Origin of the sequence: Gluconobacter japonicus, assembly GCF_015244665.1 — a bacterium.
Taxonomy (GTDB): Bacteria; Pseudomonadota; Alphaproteobacteria; order Acetobacterales; family Acetobacteraceae; genus Gluconobacter; species Gluconobacter japonicus.
In genome coordinates, this window is record NZ_JABCQN010000011.1 from 1 (window position 1) to 15,835 (window position 15,835).

Here is a 15,835-nt window from a genome sequence, read left to right on the forward strand (position 1 = left end):
ACATATCCCTTCCAATTCCATATTCAATTTTCAAAGACCAGTTCCACCCCGCTTCAGAGCCCCTCAGGTGAGCCCCGCCGCGTCGGTGAACGGGCTTATACGGGGACCAACCCACACTGTCAAACACTTGTCATATCAAGGTTATCCACACCACAAACCCACAGTTTCCCTACACATTCAAACCTTACACACACTTTCCATTCACAAAACAAAACTAAAAAACTAAAAAAAAAACGCCAGAAAAATCTGGCGTTTCTTCCGAAAGTCCCGGTTTTCCGCGGAACTCAGTCCTGCGAGACGGAATGACCGTTAATCGTCAGTCCCTTCTCACCGGCAGAAACGTGGATGGTGTCCCCATCACGGATGGTTCCATCCAGAAGCAGGCCTGCCAGCGGGTTCTGAAGACTGCGCTGGATCACGCGCTTCAGAGGCCGTGCACCGTAGACGGGATCGTATCCGGCTTCAGCAAGCCACTCCCGCCCCTTCTCATCCAGTTCCAGGGTGATCTTACGATCTTCCAGAAGCTGCCGCAGACGGCTGAGCTGAATATCGACAATACGCCCCATGTCTGCCCGCTGCAGACGGGAGAACAGGATGATCTCATCCAGACGGTTCAGGAATTCCGGCCGGAAGTGATTACGCACGACCTGCATGACCTGAGCCTGAACCAGATCCGGCGATTCACCATCTTCCTGATTGGCCAGAACATCCGAGCCAAGGTTGCTCGTCAGAACAATGATCGTATTGCGAAAATCCACCACACGACCCTGACCATCTGTTAGGCGACCATCGTCAAGAACCTGAAGCAGGATGTTGAAGATGTCCTCATGGGCCTTCTCCACCTCATCAAACAGAATGACCTGATACGGACGACGACGAACCGCTTCCGTCAGCACGCCACCTTCGTCGTAACCAACGTAACCCGGAGGCGCACCGATCAGACGGGACACCGCATGCTTCTCCATGAATTCACTCATGTCGATCCGCAGCAGGGCCTTCTCGTCATCAAACAGGAACTGGGCCAGCGCCTTCGTCAGTTCGGTCTTGCCAACACCCGTTGGGCCAAGGAACAGGAACGAACCAATCGGGCGGTTCGGGTCCTGAAGACCTGCACGGGCACGACGAACAGCATTCGAAACAGCAACAAGCGCCTGCTCCTGCCCTACGACACGATCACGCAGGGTGTCTTCCATCCGCATAAGCTTGGCGCGCTCGCCTTCCAGCATGCGGTCTACCGGAATACCCGTCCAGCGGGATACAACCGAAGCAATGCCCTGCTCTGTCACACTGTCAGCGAACAGACCTGACTTGGAGGCTGCATCTTCTTCTTCCTGAGCCTTGGCAATCTGGGCTTCAAGGTTCGGGATCAGGCCGTACATCAGCTCGGATGCCTTGGCGAGATTGCCCTGCCGCTGCGCCACATCGACATCGGAACGCGCTGTATCCAGCTGTTCCTTCAGCTTCTGGATGGCGTTGACGCGATCCTTTTCAGCGTGCCACTCGGCGCCCATCGCATCGGACTGCTCTTCCAGATCAGCCAGTTCGGCTTCCAAAGCCTGCAGCCGATCCTTCGACGCCGTATCGTCTTCCTTGCGGATGGCCTCACGCTCGATTTTCAGTTGAATGATGCGCCGATCAAGCTCATCCAAAGCTTCCGGCTTGCTATCGATCTGCATCCGCAGACGGCTGGCAGCCTCGTCGATCAGATCAATGGCCTTGTCCGGCAGGAAACGATCCGTGATGTAACGGTTGGAAAGCGTTGCGGCGGAAACGATGGCGTTATCCGTGATGCGAACACCATGATGAAGCTCGTACTTTTCCTTGATGCCACGCAGGATCGAAATCGTATCCGCGACGGATGGTTCGCCTACGAAAACCGGCTGGAAGCGACGGGCAAGAGCTGCGTCCTTTTCAATGTACTTCCGATATTCATCAAGTGTGGTCGCACCAATACAGTGAAGCGTACCGCGGGCCAGTTCCGGCTTGATGAGGTTGGATGCATCCATCGCACCATCGGAGCGGCCAGCGCCGACCAGCGTGTGCATCTCATCAATGAAGAGAATGATCTCGCCTTCTGCAGTCTCAACTTCCTTGAGAACAGCTTTCAGACGTTCCTCGAACTCACCACGAAATTTCGCACCGGCGATCAAAGCGCCCATGTCGAGCGACATCAGCTTCTTGTTCCGGAGAGCCTCAGGCACGTCGCCGTTGACGATCCGCAGGGCCAGACCTTCAACGATCGCGGTTTTACCCACACCCGGCTCACCAATCAGAACCGGATTGTTCTTGCTACGGCGGGCCAGAACCTGAATGGCGCGGCGGATTTCTTCATCACGACCAATAACCGGATCAAGCTTGCCAGCCTGCGCCACTGCCGTCACATCGCGAGCATATTTTTTCAAGGCGTCAAACGTGTTTTCAGCAGAAGCGCTGGTCACAGTGCGACCTTTGCGGATCTGAGCAACAGCACGCTCCAGCGCACTGGCATCAGCCTTACCGTCAACGAGCGCCTTACCTGCCGGAGAATTGCTGGCGGCAATCGCCACTAGCAGTCGATCCTGCGCAACATGGCTGTCGCCTGCATTCTTTGCTGCGGCTTCGGCGGAGTCCAGCAGACGCACGAAATCAGGTGTGGCCTGTGGCTGGCCAGCGCCACCGCCCTGAACTTTCGGCAGTTTGGCAAGCGCCGCATCATTGGCGGCCTGAACAACTTTCGGATCGCCACCTGCTGCCCGGATCAGGCCAGAAGCGGCGCCCTGTTCGTCATCCAGCAGGGCCTTGAGCAAATGCTCCGGCGTCAACTGCTGATGATAATCCCGAAGGGCAATGGTTTGTGCAGCCTGAAGGAAACCCTGGCTGCGTTCCGTAAACTTCTGAATGTCCATTCTGATATGTCCTCTCATGCCCCGTATCGGCGGCATATGATGTCTCGGTCGCCCCCGAAGGCGACGACCGATGATGAATATTTAGGCACTCATTTTTTTGTTTCAAGAGCCTCCCGATGACGTTTCGCGGGCCCGTGCAGGACCATGTCAGCCTCAGAAAGCCGGTCAAAGGCATTCCGTTGCTGATGCCAGTAAGGGTAAACCAGATCCGGCGCACTGACTTCATCCAGACGCGCAACCTGCGACTTGGTCAGACGCAGCGAAGCGGCGGCCAGATTATCCAGAAGCTGGCTTTCCTTGCGCGCGCCGATGACCAGAGACGTCACGCCCGGTTTGTGCAGCAGCCAGGCCAGCGCCACCCGAGCAGCAGAAACATCTTGCTCCTCGGCAATCTCAACCAGAACCTCGACGGTATCGTAGAGCTTTTCGATATTCCGGACTTCCGGCTCCGGCCATCCCGAGATGCGGCGACTATCGGCTGGAGCGGTCTTTCCGCGACGATACTTGCCCGTTAGCAATCCACAGGCCAGCGGGCTCCAGATCTGAACACCCAAGCCCTGATCCACGGCTAGCGGCAGCAGCTCATATTCGGCGTCTCGCGCTTCCAGAGAATAATAGATCTGCTCGGACACAGGTGTAATCAACCGATCCCGTTCCGCCGCAGACAGAAGCTTCATGGCCTGCCAGCCGGCAAAATTGGAAATGCCCGCATAACGGATCTTGCCCTGATCCCGGAGGGTCTGAAGCGCTTCCAGCGTTTCCTCAACCGGCGTCAGCCCGTCCCATTCATGCAGATAATAGAGGTCGATATGATCGCGACCCAGCCGACGCAGGCTGTCTTCGCAGGCATTGAGAATGTGATGTCGGGATAACCCTTGTTCATTAGGCCCCTTCCCCGTCGGGAACCGAACCTTGCTGGTCACAAGCAGCTCCCTGCTGCGCCCTTTCAGAACACGCCCTAGAATTTCTTCAGCTTCACCGCCCGAATAAGCATCAGCGGTATCGAACATGTTCACCCCATGCTCGACGCAGAGATCCACCATACGGGTGGCTTCTGAAACATCTACATTCCCTGTCGAGGCGAAATCTCCCTGCCCCCCAAATGTGACAGAGCCAAAATTGAGTGCGGAAATCTTGAGGCCAGAACGGCCTAACTGACGATACTGCATATCCATCAGGTTCCTCTTCTGAGACACACCATGACAGACAACACCTTAACGGCGCATCGGTCCCGGTAAATTCCGTCCTGCTCCCGTAATCGTGAGCAACCCGGCATCTCGCTGGAAGACACTCTGTTCAGGATCGGCAGGCCGGTCCATGATTGATGTCAAAATCCTTCCATCCGGAGCCGCCATGCCGTCATTCCGTCTCCGCAGAGCCCTGCTGTCCTGCGTGTTTCTCCCGTCCCTGCTGGCTGCCATGCCTGTCAAAGCCGCCGAACCGGCCGCCTGCATGGTCGATCTTGCCAAAACACGAAACGGCACGCTTGGACTGCCGAACCACGCCGAAGTCACCCCGGATGGACATTCCATCCTGTTCCTGCGCTCCGGCCCGTTCGACACACGTCTGCACCTGTTCCGCTATGATCTCCCGGATCACACTCTCCACGAATTGGCCGCTCCCGAAGCCGGCCCGGAACACCTGTCGGTAGAAGAAAAAGCCCGGCGCGAGCGTGCCCGACAGTCCATGTCCGGCATTACGGACTATCAGATGAGCGAAGACGGCGGCACAATTCTGGCCTCTCAGGGAGGTCGCCTCATCCGGATCGCCACCGATGACGGGCGCGTCTCTTCCATTGATGGAAACTGGATTGCCCCGCACCTGTCCCCAAACGGGCAGACCATCGCTGTCGTTCGCGATAATGATCTCTACGCCGTCGATCTCGTCAGCGGTGCCCAAACGCGCCTGACCACAACAGGCACGCCAACCCTGACAAATGGCCTTGCCGAATTTGCAGCCGCAGAGGAACTGGAACGGCCAGACGGCGCCTGGTGGTCCCCGGACAGCCAGACGATCCTGTTCGAAGAAGCGGATTCCAGCCCGGTTGAAAAACACTACATCACCAACCCGGAAACGCCGCAGGCTGCTCCTGTCGAGTTTCGCTATCCCCGTGCCGGGACCCCCAATGCCCGGACACGGTTCGGCCTCATCAGTGCCAAGGGCGGCAAGACACGCTGGATCAGTTGGGACCATGATGCATGGCCTTACATGGCCCGTACTGTCTGGCGGAAGAACGGTGGCCTGTTTCTTGTTGTCTTGAACCGACAGCAAACGCAGGAACAGGTTCTTTCCGTCGATCTTGCAACCGGAAAAACCTCAGTCCTGCTTGCAGAGGCAGACAAGACATGGCTGAACCTGAACCCGCGGGAAGCGGCTGGTGCGCAGGCTCTCCCCGTTGTTCTCAATGGCGGACAGGGCTTTCTGTGGGCCTCGGAACGCGGAAAAACATGGCAGCTTGAACATCATGCTGCCGATGGCTCCCTGAAGCGGGTTCTTACTCCGGACACGACACCTTACGTCGCGTTCAATGATTATGACCCCGACAGCAACAGTGTCGTCGTTACGGTACGCCCAAACCGGATCGACAATCAGGTCGTCCGTATTTCACTGGCCGATGGCAAGATCACGCCGCTCGCAACAGAACCCGGCACCCACACCATCCATTTCACATCAGGCGCTCACCGCCTGATGATCGACAGCTTCGCCTCCGCAGATGGCACCCGACGCACCCTGCTCCGCGATGTAAAAGGCAAGATCCTCGCCGCGCTGCCCGGCGTCGCACAGCCTCCTCACCTTCCCGTCCATGTTCAGTTCACAACGGCAGGTGAACGTCAGCTGGACGCGGCCGTCATCCGGCCAGAGCATTTCCAGAAAGGACATCGCTATCCCGTCGTGCTGTCCGTCTATGGCGGCCCGGGCGTCAAACTTGTGCACAACACCCCATCAAGCTTCATGGAAGAACAGTGCCTCGCCAATCAGGGCTATGTTGTCGTCACGCTGGACGGGCGCGGCACACCCGGCCGGGATCATGATTTCGAGCGCGCCATCAAAGGCAACCTGATTGATGCGCCTCTTCGGGATCAGATCGACGGCCTTCAGGCGCTCGGCAAAACTTACCCTGAACTCGATCTGACCCGTGTTGGTGTCTACGGATGGTCTTTCGGTGGCTATTTCACCGCTATGGCAACAATCCGCCGCCCAGATGTCTTCAAAGTCGGCGTTGCTGGCGCGCCACCGGTCGACTTCGCGGATTATGACACTGCCTATACCGAGCGCTATCTCGACACACCGCAGAACGACGCTGACGGATATCGCAAAAGCAATGTTCTGACTTATGCCGACGAACTGAAACGTCCGCTCCTGCTCATGCACGGCCTGACGGACGATAATGTCTATTTCGAAAATACGATGAAGCTGACGCAGGCCTTCCTGAAAGCTGGAAAGCCCTACGATCTCCTGCTTCTGCCCGGCACTCATATGCTGCCAGACCCGATCCTCCGGGCCCGCGTCACGCAGAGACGGGCAGAGTTTCTGGGTGACGTTCTGAAACCCTGAGACTTTTGAAAAACAGCGTCTTCAACATTTCCGAAGACGCTGTTCTCGTGTCAGTGAGACAGGTCCGGGATCAACACCAGCAGATCTTCCATCGCTGGAGCAATGGCCGACACAGGCGTGCGTTCATTCAGACCATGCATGAACGAATCAGAGTTTTTGATGAAAATCGGGCTAATCCCGTAGCTCGGGATACCATGGGAGCGGAACCACATACTGTCACTCGCCCCTGAAGACATGGCCGCAAAAACCGGAACCCCCGGATAAGCAACACGCATGCCGTGCTCAATGGCCTGCACAACATCCGGTCGCATCGGGGATGCTGCCGTCTCCACAGACCCTTCCGTTGCATCTTCAATCGTCATACCCGGATCATGAGCGGCCTGACGCAGTTCCTCCATGATGGCTGCCCGAGAGTGACCAGGAAAAATACGGCAGTTGATATTCGCCGTTGCCCGCTGAGGAAGCGCATTCAAGGCATGCCCACCTTCAATCATGGTCACGACGCAGGTCGTTCCAATCCGTCCGATGAAAGCCGGGTCGGCAGAAAGCGTGTGGATGGCTTTTTCATCAGACGGATTGGCCGCAAATGCTTTCATGGCCGACGCAATCTCCGGCTTCTGCCACCGGGCTGCGTTCAGGAAATAGCTCCGGCTCAGGTCATTCAGTTCCGGCTTGAAGCGATGCTGCTGAATGTGAAGCAGATCAGCCGCAAGCTCATCAATCGCGTTAACAGCGCGCGGTTCGGAAGAATGACCGCCCGGATTGGTCACAGTCAGGCGGAAATCAGCGTAGGTCTTCTCCGCACCTTCCCATGTAAAGTAATCGGGCTTGCCGGTCTTTTCATCCAGCGTGCCATTCGCGCCGTCCATATTCAGGACAAGTTCCGCATTGGCCAGCTTGCTTGCAATGATGGCGCCGGTCGCCATCGTCGTTTCCTCATCGCCCGAGAACGCGAGAATGATGTCACGACGCGGTTTGTAGCCTTCCTTTTTCAGCTCCAGAAGCGCGGCAATCGCCAGTGTATCATCGAGCTTCATGTCGGTTGAACCGCGCCCGAGCAGATATCCGTTTTCGATCTGAGGCTTGAACGGGTCATGCGTCCAGTCAGATGCCTTGGCTTCCACCACATCCATATGACCGGAAATGACCAGAGGCTTCAGAGCGGGATCACTGCCTGGCCAACGCGCAATGAGATACGCCGTGTCTTTATAAGGGGTGATCACGACATCTGCGGGAGCAAAACCTCCCTTAACCAAGGCGTTTCGGAAAAGAGAGGCCACCTTGGACGTCTGGTTAGCATCTCCCGCGACAGAACGAAGAGCGATGGACTTTTCCGCAAGATCAAGAGCCTGATGCGCTGCATCCTGATGGTCTGGTTCTGCCGCCATCGCGCTCCCCGACATCAGGGCCAGTGACAGCACCACTCCGATATTTTTCCGCATCCGCCGTATCTCCTGAATCAGATACGGAAGCGTAACCGTGCTTGCCCTTTATGCCTAGCCAGGCCGCAGTTTCCACTCTTTACGGAGAACAGTTCAATGCCCATGCGTCAAGCAGACGCACACTTAACGAGCCTAAACAGAAAACAAATCCAGAAGATCAACACCCGACTTTTCAGACATGACCTGACGGTAGGCTTCCACTTCCAGCGGGTAACGCAGCCCTTTGATCAAGGACATGCTGTGCAACTGCGCAAACAGATGAATATCATCTGTGGAAAGAGTGCCGTTCACGGCCTCCGGCGACTGGATCAACGGTGCCAGTTTTTCCAGCAAGGCATTCAGTTCAGCAATTTCCTTGGACCCGTCTGCAAGAATTTCCCAGAACGGACCAGTTGACTCTTCTTTGCGTCGAATAAAACCGGCGCGCGCGGACGTGGTCGCAAATTCAGGCAGCGGCGTGCAGACAGCACGAGGCAGGAAAAGGCGGTACGTTGCACGACTTCCCTCCTTCAGCCAGCTCGCGATTTCCGGTCTGATCGACCCTGTCAGAAGCGGTTCACCAATTCCGTCGATATGGGACACAATATCCATGCTCTCGGGCATGTAACGCCCGTTTTCTTCCAGAATTGGTACGACTTTCCGGCCAACCATGCTGATCGGACCGGCTTCATCATCATTCAGGAAGACGCGCCGCTCGAAAGGAACATTTTTTAATCCGAAAATCATGAGAGCCTTCACGCAGAACGGGCAGTGCTCGTAGATATGCAGGATGCGTGTTGTCTGGTTCACGGTTTTCAGTGTCCTTCTCAAAAATCAGGCTTCTCCGACCGCTCCAGAGAGCAGCAGAGGATCAATATCGATGGCGGCCAGAGCCTTGCGCCATTTCTTCGCGTGATCCAGTCCGAAAACAATCTCGTCACTGGCAGGAGCGACAAACCAGGAACTGTCGCGCAGAATCTCTTCCTCCAACTGCCCCGGTCCCCAAGCGGCATGTCCCAAAGCCATGAGAGCCTGCTTCGGACCACGCCCTGCCGCCAGATCCCGCAACACATCCAGACTGGCTGTCAGCGTTGCATGATCGTTGACGCCCAGACTGCCCTCCCCGGTCCAGTCCGTCGAGTGCAAAACGAAACCATGGGAGTGATCGACCGGCCCTCCCATACACACGGCAATACGACGTTCCGGCGGACTGGGTTCAATTCCCAACTGCGCGAAAAGATCATCAAGCCCCGGTTGAGCCAAACGACGGTTGATAATGAGGCCCATTGCCCCGTCTTCAGGGGAGTGTGCACACAGATAGATCACGCTCTGGGCAAAAACCGTTTCCGCCAGTTGCGGAGCAGCGACCAGAAGCATGCCTGTCAGGTTGTCATTCTGTCCGGCGAGTGTTTTCTTCATTCCTTAAAGATGGGTGCATCTCTTGTCTCTTTGCAAGCGTTCCCCTCTTGAGAGTTTTATGGAGGTCCCCATGTCCCTGACTGTTCTCGTCACCGGCGCCACCGCAGGCTTCGGACACGCCATCGCCACCCGTCTGGTACGGGACGGCCACCGTGTCATTGCCACAGGAAGACGCGCCGAGCGGCTTGAAACGCTTCACAAGGAACTGGGAGACGCCCTGCTGCCTTTTCCGCTCGACATGACCGACAAGGAAGCACTGCGCGCGTTGCCTGAAAGTCTGCCTGAAGGCTGGAAAACCGTCGATGTTCTCGTGAACAATGCTGGCCTCGCCCTCGGCATGGAACCCGCTCAGGAAGCCAAGGTGGAAAACTGGGAAACCATGATCGCCACCAATATTTCCGGGCTTATCGAAATTACCCACGCGTTTCTTCCCGGCATGGTGGAACGTAATTCAGGCTATGTCCTGACACTGGGCAGCACGGCAGGAACCTATCCTTACACAGGCGGCAACGTCTATGGAGCTACGAAAGCCTTCGTCCGCCAGTTCAGCCAGAATCTCCGCACGGATCTTCTCGGCAAGCGTATTCGTGTCACGGATATTGAACCCGGTCTGTGCGGTGGCAGCGAATTCAGTAATGTCCGCTTGAAGGACGACGGAAAAGCCGCAGACGTCTATAAAGACACGACCCCCCTGACGCCGGAAGATATTGCCGAAACCGTCTCTTGGCTCATCGGTCTACCCTGGCACATGAACGTCAACACAATGGAAATTATGCCTGTCTGTCAGGCTTCGGGTGGACTGGCGGTGAACCGACATGTCGGCTGAAACTGGTGTTCCATCCCGTCTGAAAATCACGGACGGCAGCAAATTTCACCTCTCCGACTTCAAAACCGACGACCGGGTCGGGCATGACAAGAAAAGCGCGCATACCCGCATCCGGGACTGTGTGGATCGGATGGCCATTCTGCAGGGGCGGCTTGCCGCCCATGGCTCTCACGGCATTCTGGTTGTGCTGCAGGGCATGGATACGGCTGGTAAGGACGGCGCAATTCGCCATGCCTTTTCGGGCCTGAACCCTCAGGGCTTTCATGTCACGTCCTTCAAGACGCCAGCCGGTCCTGCGGAAAAACGGGATGATCTGTGGCGGGTCCACCTGATGGCCCCCGCGCGCGGTGAAATTGCCGTCTTCAATCGCAGCCACTACGAAGACGTTCTGATTGCCCGCGTTCATCCCGATTTCGTCAGAGCCCGTGGGCTTGACCCGGATACTCCCGGCTTCTGGGATAAAAGGCTGTCCGATATCCGACATTTCGAGAGTTACCTGACGCACCAGAATATCGTTGTTCTGAAGCTGTTTCTCCACATCTCGGCAAACGAACAGAAGAAACGTATTCTCAAACGCCTGACACACCCCGAAAAGCGTTGGAAATTCTCGCCTTCCGATCTTGCTGAACGCGAGAAATGGCCGGACTACACACAGGCCTACGAAGCCGCCATTCAAGCTACGGCAACGCCCGAAGCCCCATGGCATATCATTCCTGCCGATCATAAATGGGCTGCAAGACTTATGGTCGCCGAGGCTTTGCTAGAAGTTCTTGAAGGACTGCATCTCAAAGTCCCGGAAGAAAAGCTCTCCGATGCGTTACGAACTGCACGCGACACGCTCCTTGCAGAAGGCTCCCAAAAACCCTGAAAAGAAAAAGCCCCACCGAAATTATCCGGCGGGGCTTTTTTAGTTCAATCTGGTCGTCAGATCAGGAACGGCGCTTGCGGCTCGTGCCTTCACCGGTTGGACCGCCAGCCTTCGAGCGGCTGAAACCAGAGCCGCCACGGCCCTTGTATCCACCGCCGCCGCCGGAACGCGGACCACCCTTGAAGCCACCGCCGCCACCGGGACGACCAAAGCGCTTGCCTTCACCTGGATTACGGCCACGCGCACCATAACCGCCGCCAGCAGGCTCGGCAGATGGCTCGATCGTCACTTCATCAGGCTCAGCACCAGCAACACAGGACTTGAAGCGCTCGACGCTCTCATCCGTAATCTGGAAGTAGGTCTGATCCTGCTCGATGCGGATGCTGCCAATATCGCGCTTCTGAACATTGCCAAGACGGCAGATCAGCGGGATCAGCCACTTCGGATCGGCACGCTCGGTACGGCCAACACCCATCTTGAACCACTGACCGGACACAACGCGCTCTTCACGCGGAGCACGTTCACCACGCTCGCCGCGTTCACCACGGCTGCTCGGAGCTTCAACAGACATCGGACGGATCTGCTCGACCTGCGGAAGGCGGGCACGATACATTTCCACCAGAGCCGCTGCGAGTTTCTTGGCGTCATAGGTTTCGGCCAGCTTCAGAACCAGCTCATCCGTCGTCTCTTCCGAGGCGTTGGCAAGAATTGGATCTTCGAGCAGACGCTGTGTGTCCTGGGCGGCAATCGCCGCAGCCGTCGGAACGGCTTCCCACTCAGCATTCACGCGAGCCATGGCCAGCAGACGCTCAGCGCGACGGCGCTGGTTCATCGGCACCATAAGAACGCTGGTGCCCTTACGACCTGCACGCCCCGTACGGCCGGAACGATGCAGCAGCGTTTCAGAAGCCGTCGGGATGCTGGCATGAATGACGAGGTTCAGTGCCGGAACGTCAATACCACGGGCTGCAACGTCAGTCGCAACACAGACACGGGCCTGACCGGACCGCAGGCTCTCGATCGCGCGGCTACGCTCGTTCTGACCCATCTCACCGGAAATGGCGACAGAGGCGAACCCACGTTCCAGAAGGGCGGCCTGCACCTGACCAACCATCATACGGGTGTTGCAGAACACCATGGCCGTCGGGCTCTCGTAGAAACGCAGAACGTTTACGAGGGAACGCTCGATTTCCTGCGGGGCCGTTACGACGCAACGATAGGTAATGTCAGAATGCTGCTTGGCGCCGGAAACCGTATCGATGCGCTTGGCATCTTTCTGGAAACGCTTGGCCAGAGAGGCAATTTCACGGGCAATCGTCGCAGAGAACAGCAGCGTGCGGCGCTCGGCCGGGGACGCATCCAGAAGCTGTTCCAGTTCGTCACGGAAGCCCATATCCAGCATTTCGTCAGCTTCATCGAGCACGACGCAACGCAGACCGGACAGGTCAAGAGAACCACGGGACTGATGATCACACAGGCGGCCCGGCGTCCCAACGACGATATGGGCGCCACGGTTGAGATCGCGGGCTTCACGGCGGGCATCCGTGCCACCAATGCAACTCGCAATGCGGGCACCGGTCTCGGCATAGAGCCATTCAAGTTCGGACTGGACCTGAAGGGCCAGTTCACGCGTCGGGGCAATAACCAGAGCCATTGGCTGCGGCGACGGCGGGAGGCGATCAGCCTCACCCAGCAGCGTCGGCGCGATGGCCAGACCAAAGGCTACGGTCTTGCCTGAGCCCGTTTGGGCGGAAACCAGAAGATCACGATCCTCCAGCCCTGGCTGCAGAACGGCTTCCTGAACGGGAGTTGGCTGTTCGTAGCCGCGCGCCGCCAGGGCGCGCCCAAGGGCAGGATGAGTATCGGGGAAAGGCATATTTGATGAACACTCGGCAAACGTCACGCCGACGGCAAAAAGCGGCGGCTGGGATGCCGCTGCATAAAGACTTCTGTCCACAAATGCCAGAAGTAACGCATGTCAACCTGCGAATCAGTCAGATTCAGGCTCTCGGCTTGCGTCCAACAACGGCCCGGACCGTATCCCGCCACGCAGTCAGATCCTCCGGCGGAACCACTTCGCCCGTGTCCAGCTCGACAAAACCGGCGCGGGAAAGCAGGATGCTGACAAGACGTGCGCGATCTTCCGGCTCCAGCGCCTGCCACATCGCCACAGCTTTCTGCTGATGGAACTGGTCCGAGAATGTGACGATCAGGGGGGCCCCCTCCTTCAGAACACGCAGCGCTTCCGTCAGAACAGTTAAAGGCTGGGTCAGGTAGGCGATACCATCACACAGCGTAATGACATCCAGACTGTCATCCTCAAAAGGCAGAATGGGATCCGCATTCAGATCCTGCACGATACGCGTTTTCAGAACAGGATTCGTATCCAGAGCCGCTTTTGAAGCGCCAAGCCCGATCACATCCTGAAAATGGGCTTCCTCAGGGTAATGGCTGAGAGAGCCCGCCATCAGATCCAGAACTGTACCACCAACAGGAAGAGACGTCTGATAAAGGGCCGTCACGGCCGTGCGTGCCCCCATATCCATCAGCGAATCCGGGAGACGCTGCGCATAGAAGATCGTATCAGGCTCATTATTGACGCGCGTGAACGCCGCTTCATGAAACCCATCAACTTTTTCTGTGCTGCTCATGATCCATCTCCTCCTGACTGGCCTGTGGAGATGAGGGTATGTTCCTCGTGCGTCAACCCGCAGGATGCTCTATGAGAGGCCCCACCATGACCCTTTCCTTCACCAAGATGCACGGCCTGGGCAATGATTTCATCATCATTGACGGCCGCGAAACTGCCCCGGCCCTCAATACTGAGACCATCCAGAAGCTCTGCGATCGGCGGTTCGGCGTTGGCTGCGACCAGCTTGTTGTCCTCTCCCCTCCGACGGCAGAGGGCGCAGACGTTCTGGTGCGCTTCTTCAACGCTGACGGCTCGGAATCCGGTGCGTGCGGCAATGCATCACGGTGTGTGTCTGTCTTCGTAGGCGGAAATCCAACGCTTCAGACGAGCGCCGGTCTTCTGCCAACATCCCAGAACGGCGACCTGATTACGGTGAACATGGGCCAGCCGCGCTTTGACTGGCAGGATATTCCTCTCGCCCGCGAGTGCGATACCCTACATCTCCCGCTTCACGATGCTGCTGCCTGCTCCATGGGGAACCCGCATGCGACCGTCTTTGGAGACGTCTCCCGTGCGGAAGACCTCGGCCCTTCGCTTGAAAACTCCCCCCTTTTCCCGCAGCGCGCCAATATCGGCTTCGCAGACATCATCACACCAGCCCATATGCGTCTGCGCGTCTGGGAGCGCGGCGCGGGCCTGACGCTGGCCTGCGGCTCGGGAGCCTGCGCGGCGGTCGTCAATGCCGTGCGTCGTGGTCTGGCGGACCGCACCTGCGTCGTCACCATGGATGGCGGTGACCTACGTATCACATGGCAGGACAACGGCGACGTTCTCATGACCGGCCCCGCCACAACAGTTTTCCACGGCGAACTCCCGTGAGCACTCCGTCTGTCCTGACGTTCGGCTGCCGTCTCAACGCGCATGAAAGCGACGGCATGGCCCACCATGCCCGTGGGCAGGAAGACACGATCATCGTGAATACCTGCGCCGTGACGACAACGGCCGAGCGTCAGGCCAGACAGGCCATCCGCCGGGCACACCGCGAACGCCCCGAGGCAAAAATCGTGGTCACGGGGTGTGCCTCTGAAATTGATGCAAAACGATGGATGGACTTACCCGGCGTCATCCGCGTTGTGCCCAATTCCGACAAACTCAAACCCGCGACATGGGGGGATGAGCGGTCTGATCTGCCTCCGTCCCGTCATGCCCGCGCGCTTCTTCAGGTCCAGCAGGGCTGCGATCATCGCTGTACGTTCTGCATCATCCCCTATGGGCGCGGGGATTCCCGCTCCACGCCAATCTCGGAAGCCATCCCCCGTGCACGCGCCCTGACAGAGAATGGACACCGTGAAATTGTCCTGACAGGCGTGGACATCGCTTCATGGCAAGGCGATAGCGGCGAAGGTCTGGGACAAATGTGCCGGACACTCCTGAAAGCCGTACCCGAAATCGAGCGCCTGCGCTTGTCCTCGATCGATCCAGTGATTCTTGACCCTGAAACGGGTGACCAAGATCTCTGGTGGCTGCTGGAAAACGAACCGCGTCTTATGCCACACCTGCATCTGTCCTTGCAGGCTGGTTCCGACCTGATTCTCAAGCGAATGAAGCGCCGCCATGATACGACGCGCGTCGCCGCCATGCTTCGCCATGCACGCGCCCTCCGTCCGGATATTGGCATCGGAGCAGATCTGATCGCCGGGTTCCCGACAGAGACAGATATTCTCTTTGAGGAAACGCTTTCCTTCATCGAAGAGCAGGCCATCCCTTTCCTGCATGTCTTCCCCTACAGCGAGCGTCCCGGCACCCCTGCCGCACGCATGCCCGCCGTCCCGAATGGAGAACGTCAGGCCCGTGCGGCCCGTCTTCGGGAAGCCGGAGACACCAACCGGGATGCCTTCCTCGCCCGGTTTATCGGTCGGACCCTGGATGTTCTGATCGAAACCCCGAACCGTGGACATTCGGCTGAATTTGCGCCTGTCCGTCTGGCAGATGATCTCCCGACTTTCCTTCGTGGAAGCATCCTTCCAATCGAAATCCATACCCTGTCAGACGGGCAACTTCTTGGACATTGGAAGATTTCTGAAGATCGGTGATGAGCAACGGCCTTGCCGGGATGGGCAACACGCAAATCCTGCAAACAACCTTGGCAGCACATCGCTAAAAAGCCGAACACCACTCAATAACCACACGAAAACGCTGTTCAACACTTGACGTTCGGCTTGAGCTGTC

The 15,835-nt window shown here is 57.6% G+C and carries 12 protein-coding genes; 5 read left to right on the forward strand and 7 right to left on the reverse strand.

What is annotated here, in order from left to right; genetic code table 11:
* Nucleotides 1-284 precede the first annotated feature (284 nt).
* Entirely contained in the window at nucleotides 285-2,885 is a 2,601-nt protein-coding gene (gene clpB / locus HKD32_RS14195; RefSeq protein ID WP_023943489.1) for an ATP-dependent chaperone ClpB, read from the reverse strand.
* An 89-nt stretch (nucleotides 2,886-2,974) separates the two neighbouring features.
* A complete protein-coding gene (locus HKD32_RS14200) occupies nucleotides 2,975-4,054 on the reverse strand; it encodes an aldo/keto reductase (RefSeq protein WP_061929660.1) in 1,080 nt (359 codons plus the stop codon).
* A gap of 148 nt (nucleotides 4,055-4,202) precedes the next feature.
* On the opposite strand from HKD32_RS14200, the gene HKD32_RS14205 reads away from it, so the two are divergent.
* Nucleotides 4,203-6,440 carry a S9 family peptidase gene (locus HKD32_RS14205; protein ID WP_194258341.1) on the forward strand — a complete coding sequence of 746 codons (2,238 nt, stop codon included), beginning with the start codon at nucleotides 4,203-4,205 and terminating at the stop codon, nucleotides 6,438-6,440.
* A gap of 50 nt (nucleotides 6,441-6,490) precedes the next feature.
* Here HKD32_RS14205 and HKD32_RS14210 read toward each other — a convergent pair whose 3' ends face one another.
* The 3 genes from HKD32_RS14210 to HKD32_RS14220 form a co-directional block, all read right to left on the reverse strand.
* Nucleotides 6,491-7,882, reverse strand: coding sequence for a M20/M25/M40 family metallo-hydrolase (locus HKD32_RS14210; protein ID WP_194258342.1), 1,392 nt, complete (start codon nucleotides 7,880-7,882; stop codon nucleotides 6,491-6,493).
* 132 nt (nucleotides 7,883-8,014) lie between these two features.
* On the reverse strand, nucleotides 8,015-8,671 hold the full coding sequence (gene grxB, locus HKD32_RS14215; RefSeq protein ID WP_062015988.1) for a glutaredoxin 2: 657 nt from the start codon (nucleotides 8,669-8,671) through the stop codon (nucleotides 8,015-8,017).
* Nucleotides 8,672-8,695: 24 nt separating this feature from the next.
* Nucleotides 8,696-9,280, reverse strand: coding sequence for a YqgE/AlgH family protein (locus tag HKD32_RS14220; protein ID WP_010504671.1), 585 nt, complete (start codon nucleotides 9,278-9,280; stop codon nucleotides 8,696-8,698).
* Between the two features lie 70 nt (nucleotides 9,281-9,350).
* Between HKD32_RS14220 and HKD32_RS14225 the strand changes: the two genes are divergently transcribed.
* A complete protein-coding gene (locus HKD32_RS14225) occupies nucleotides 9,351-10,106 on the forward strand; it encodes an SDR family NAD(P)-dependent oxidoreductase (RefSeq protein WP_194258343.1) in 756 nt (251 codons plus the stop codon).
* On the forward strand, nucleotides 10,096-10,974 hold the full coding sequence (locus tag HKD32_RS14230) for a PPK2 family polyphosphate kinase (protein WP_194258344.1): 879 nt from the start codon (nucleotides 10,096-10,098) through the stop codon (nucleotides 10,972-10,974). Before HKD32_RS14225 ends, HKD32_RS14230 begins: the two co-directional genes overlap by 11 nt.
* Before the next feature lie 61 nt (nucleotides 10,975-11,035).
* Here the strand turns inward: HKD32_RS14230 and HKD32_RS14235 are convergent, their stop codons facing one another.
* Nucleotides 11,036-12,850: a DEAD/DEAH box helicase gene (locus tag HKD32_RS14235; protein WP_023943503.1), complete on the reverse strand. Its 1,815-nt coding sequence runs from the start codon at nucleotides 12,848-12,850 to the stop codon at nucleotides 11,036-11,038.
* Between the two features lie 124 nt (nucleotides 12,851-12,974).
* A complete protein-coding gene (locus HKD32_RS14240) occupies nucleotides 12,975-13,625 on the reverse strand; it encodes a class I SAM-dependent methyltransferase (RefSeq protein WP_194258345.1) in 651 nt (216 codons plus the stop codon).
* 86 nt (nucleotides 13,626-13,711) lie between these two features.
* Here HKD32_RS14240 and dapF point away from each other — a divergent pair, with 86 nt between their 5' ends.
* Both dapF and HKD32_RS14250 read left to right on the forward strand, forming a co-directional pair.
* Nucleotides 13,712-14,485, forward strand: coding sequence for a diaminopimelate epimerase (gene dapF, locus HKD32_RS14245; protein ID WP_061929617.1), 774 nt, complete (start codon nucleotides 13,712-13,714; stop codon nucleotides 14,483-14,485).
* Nucleotides 14,482-15,699, forward strand: a complete 1,218-nt coding sequence (locus HKD32_RS14250) for a MiaB/RimO family radical SAM methylthiotransferase (protein WP_061929614.1) — start codon at nucleotides 14,482-14,484, stop codon at nucleotides 15,697-15,699. The genes dapF and HKD32_RS14250 overlap by 4 nt, the downstream gene beginning before the upstream one ends.
* Nucleotides 15,700-15,835 lie beyond the last annotated feature (136 nt).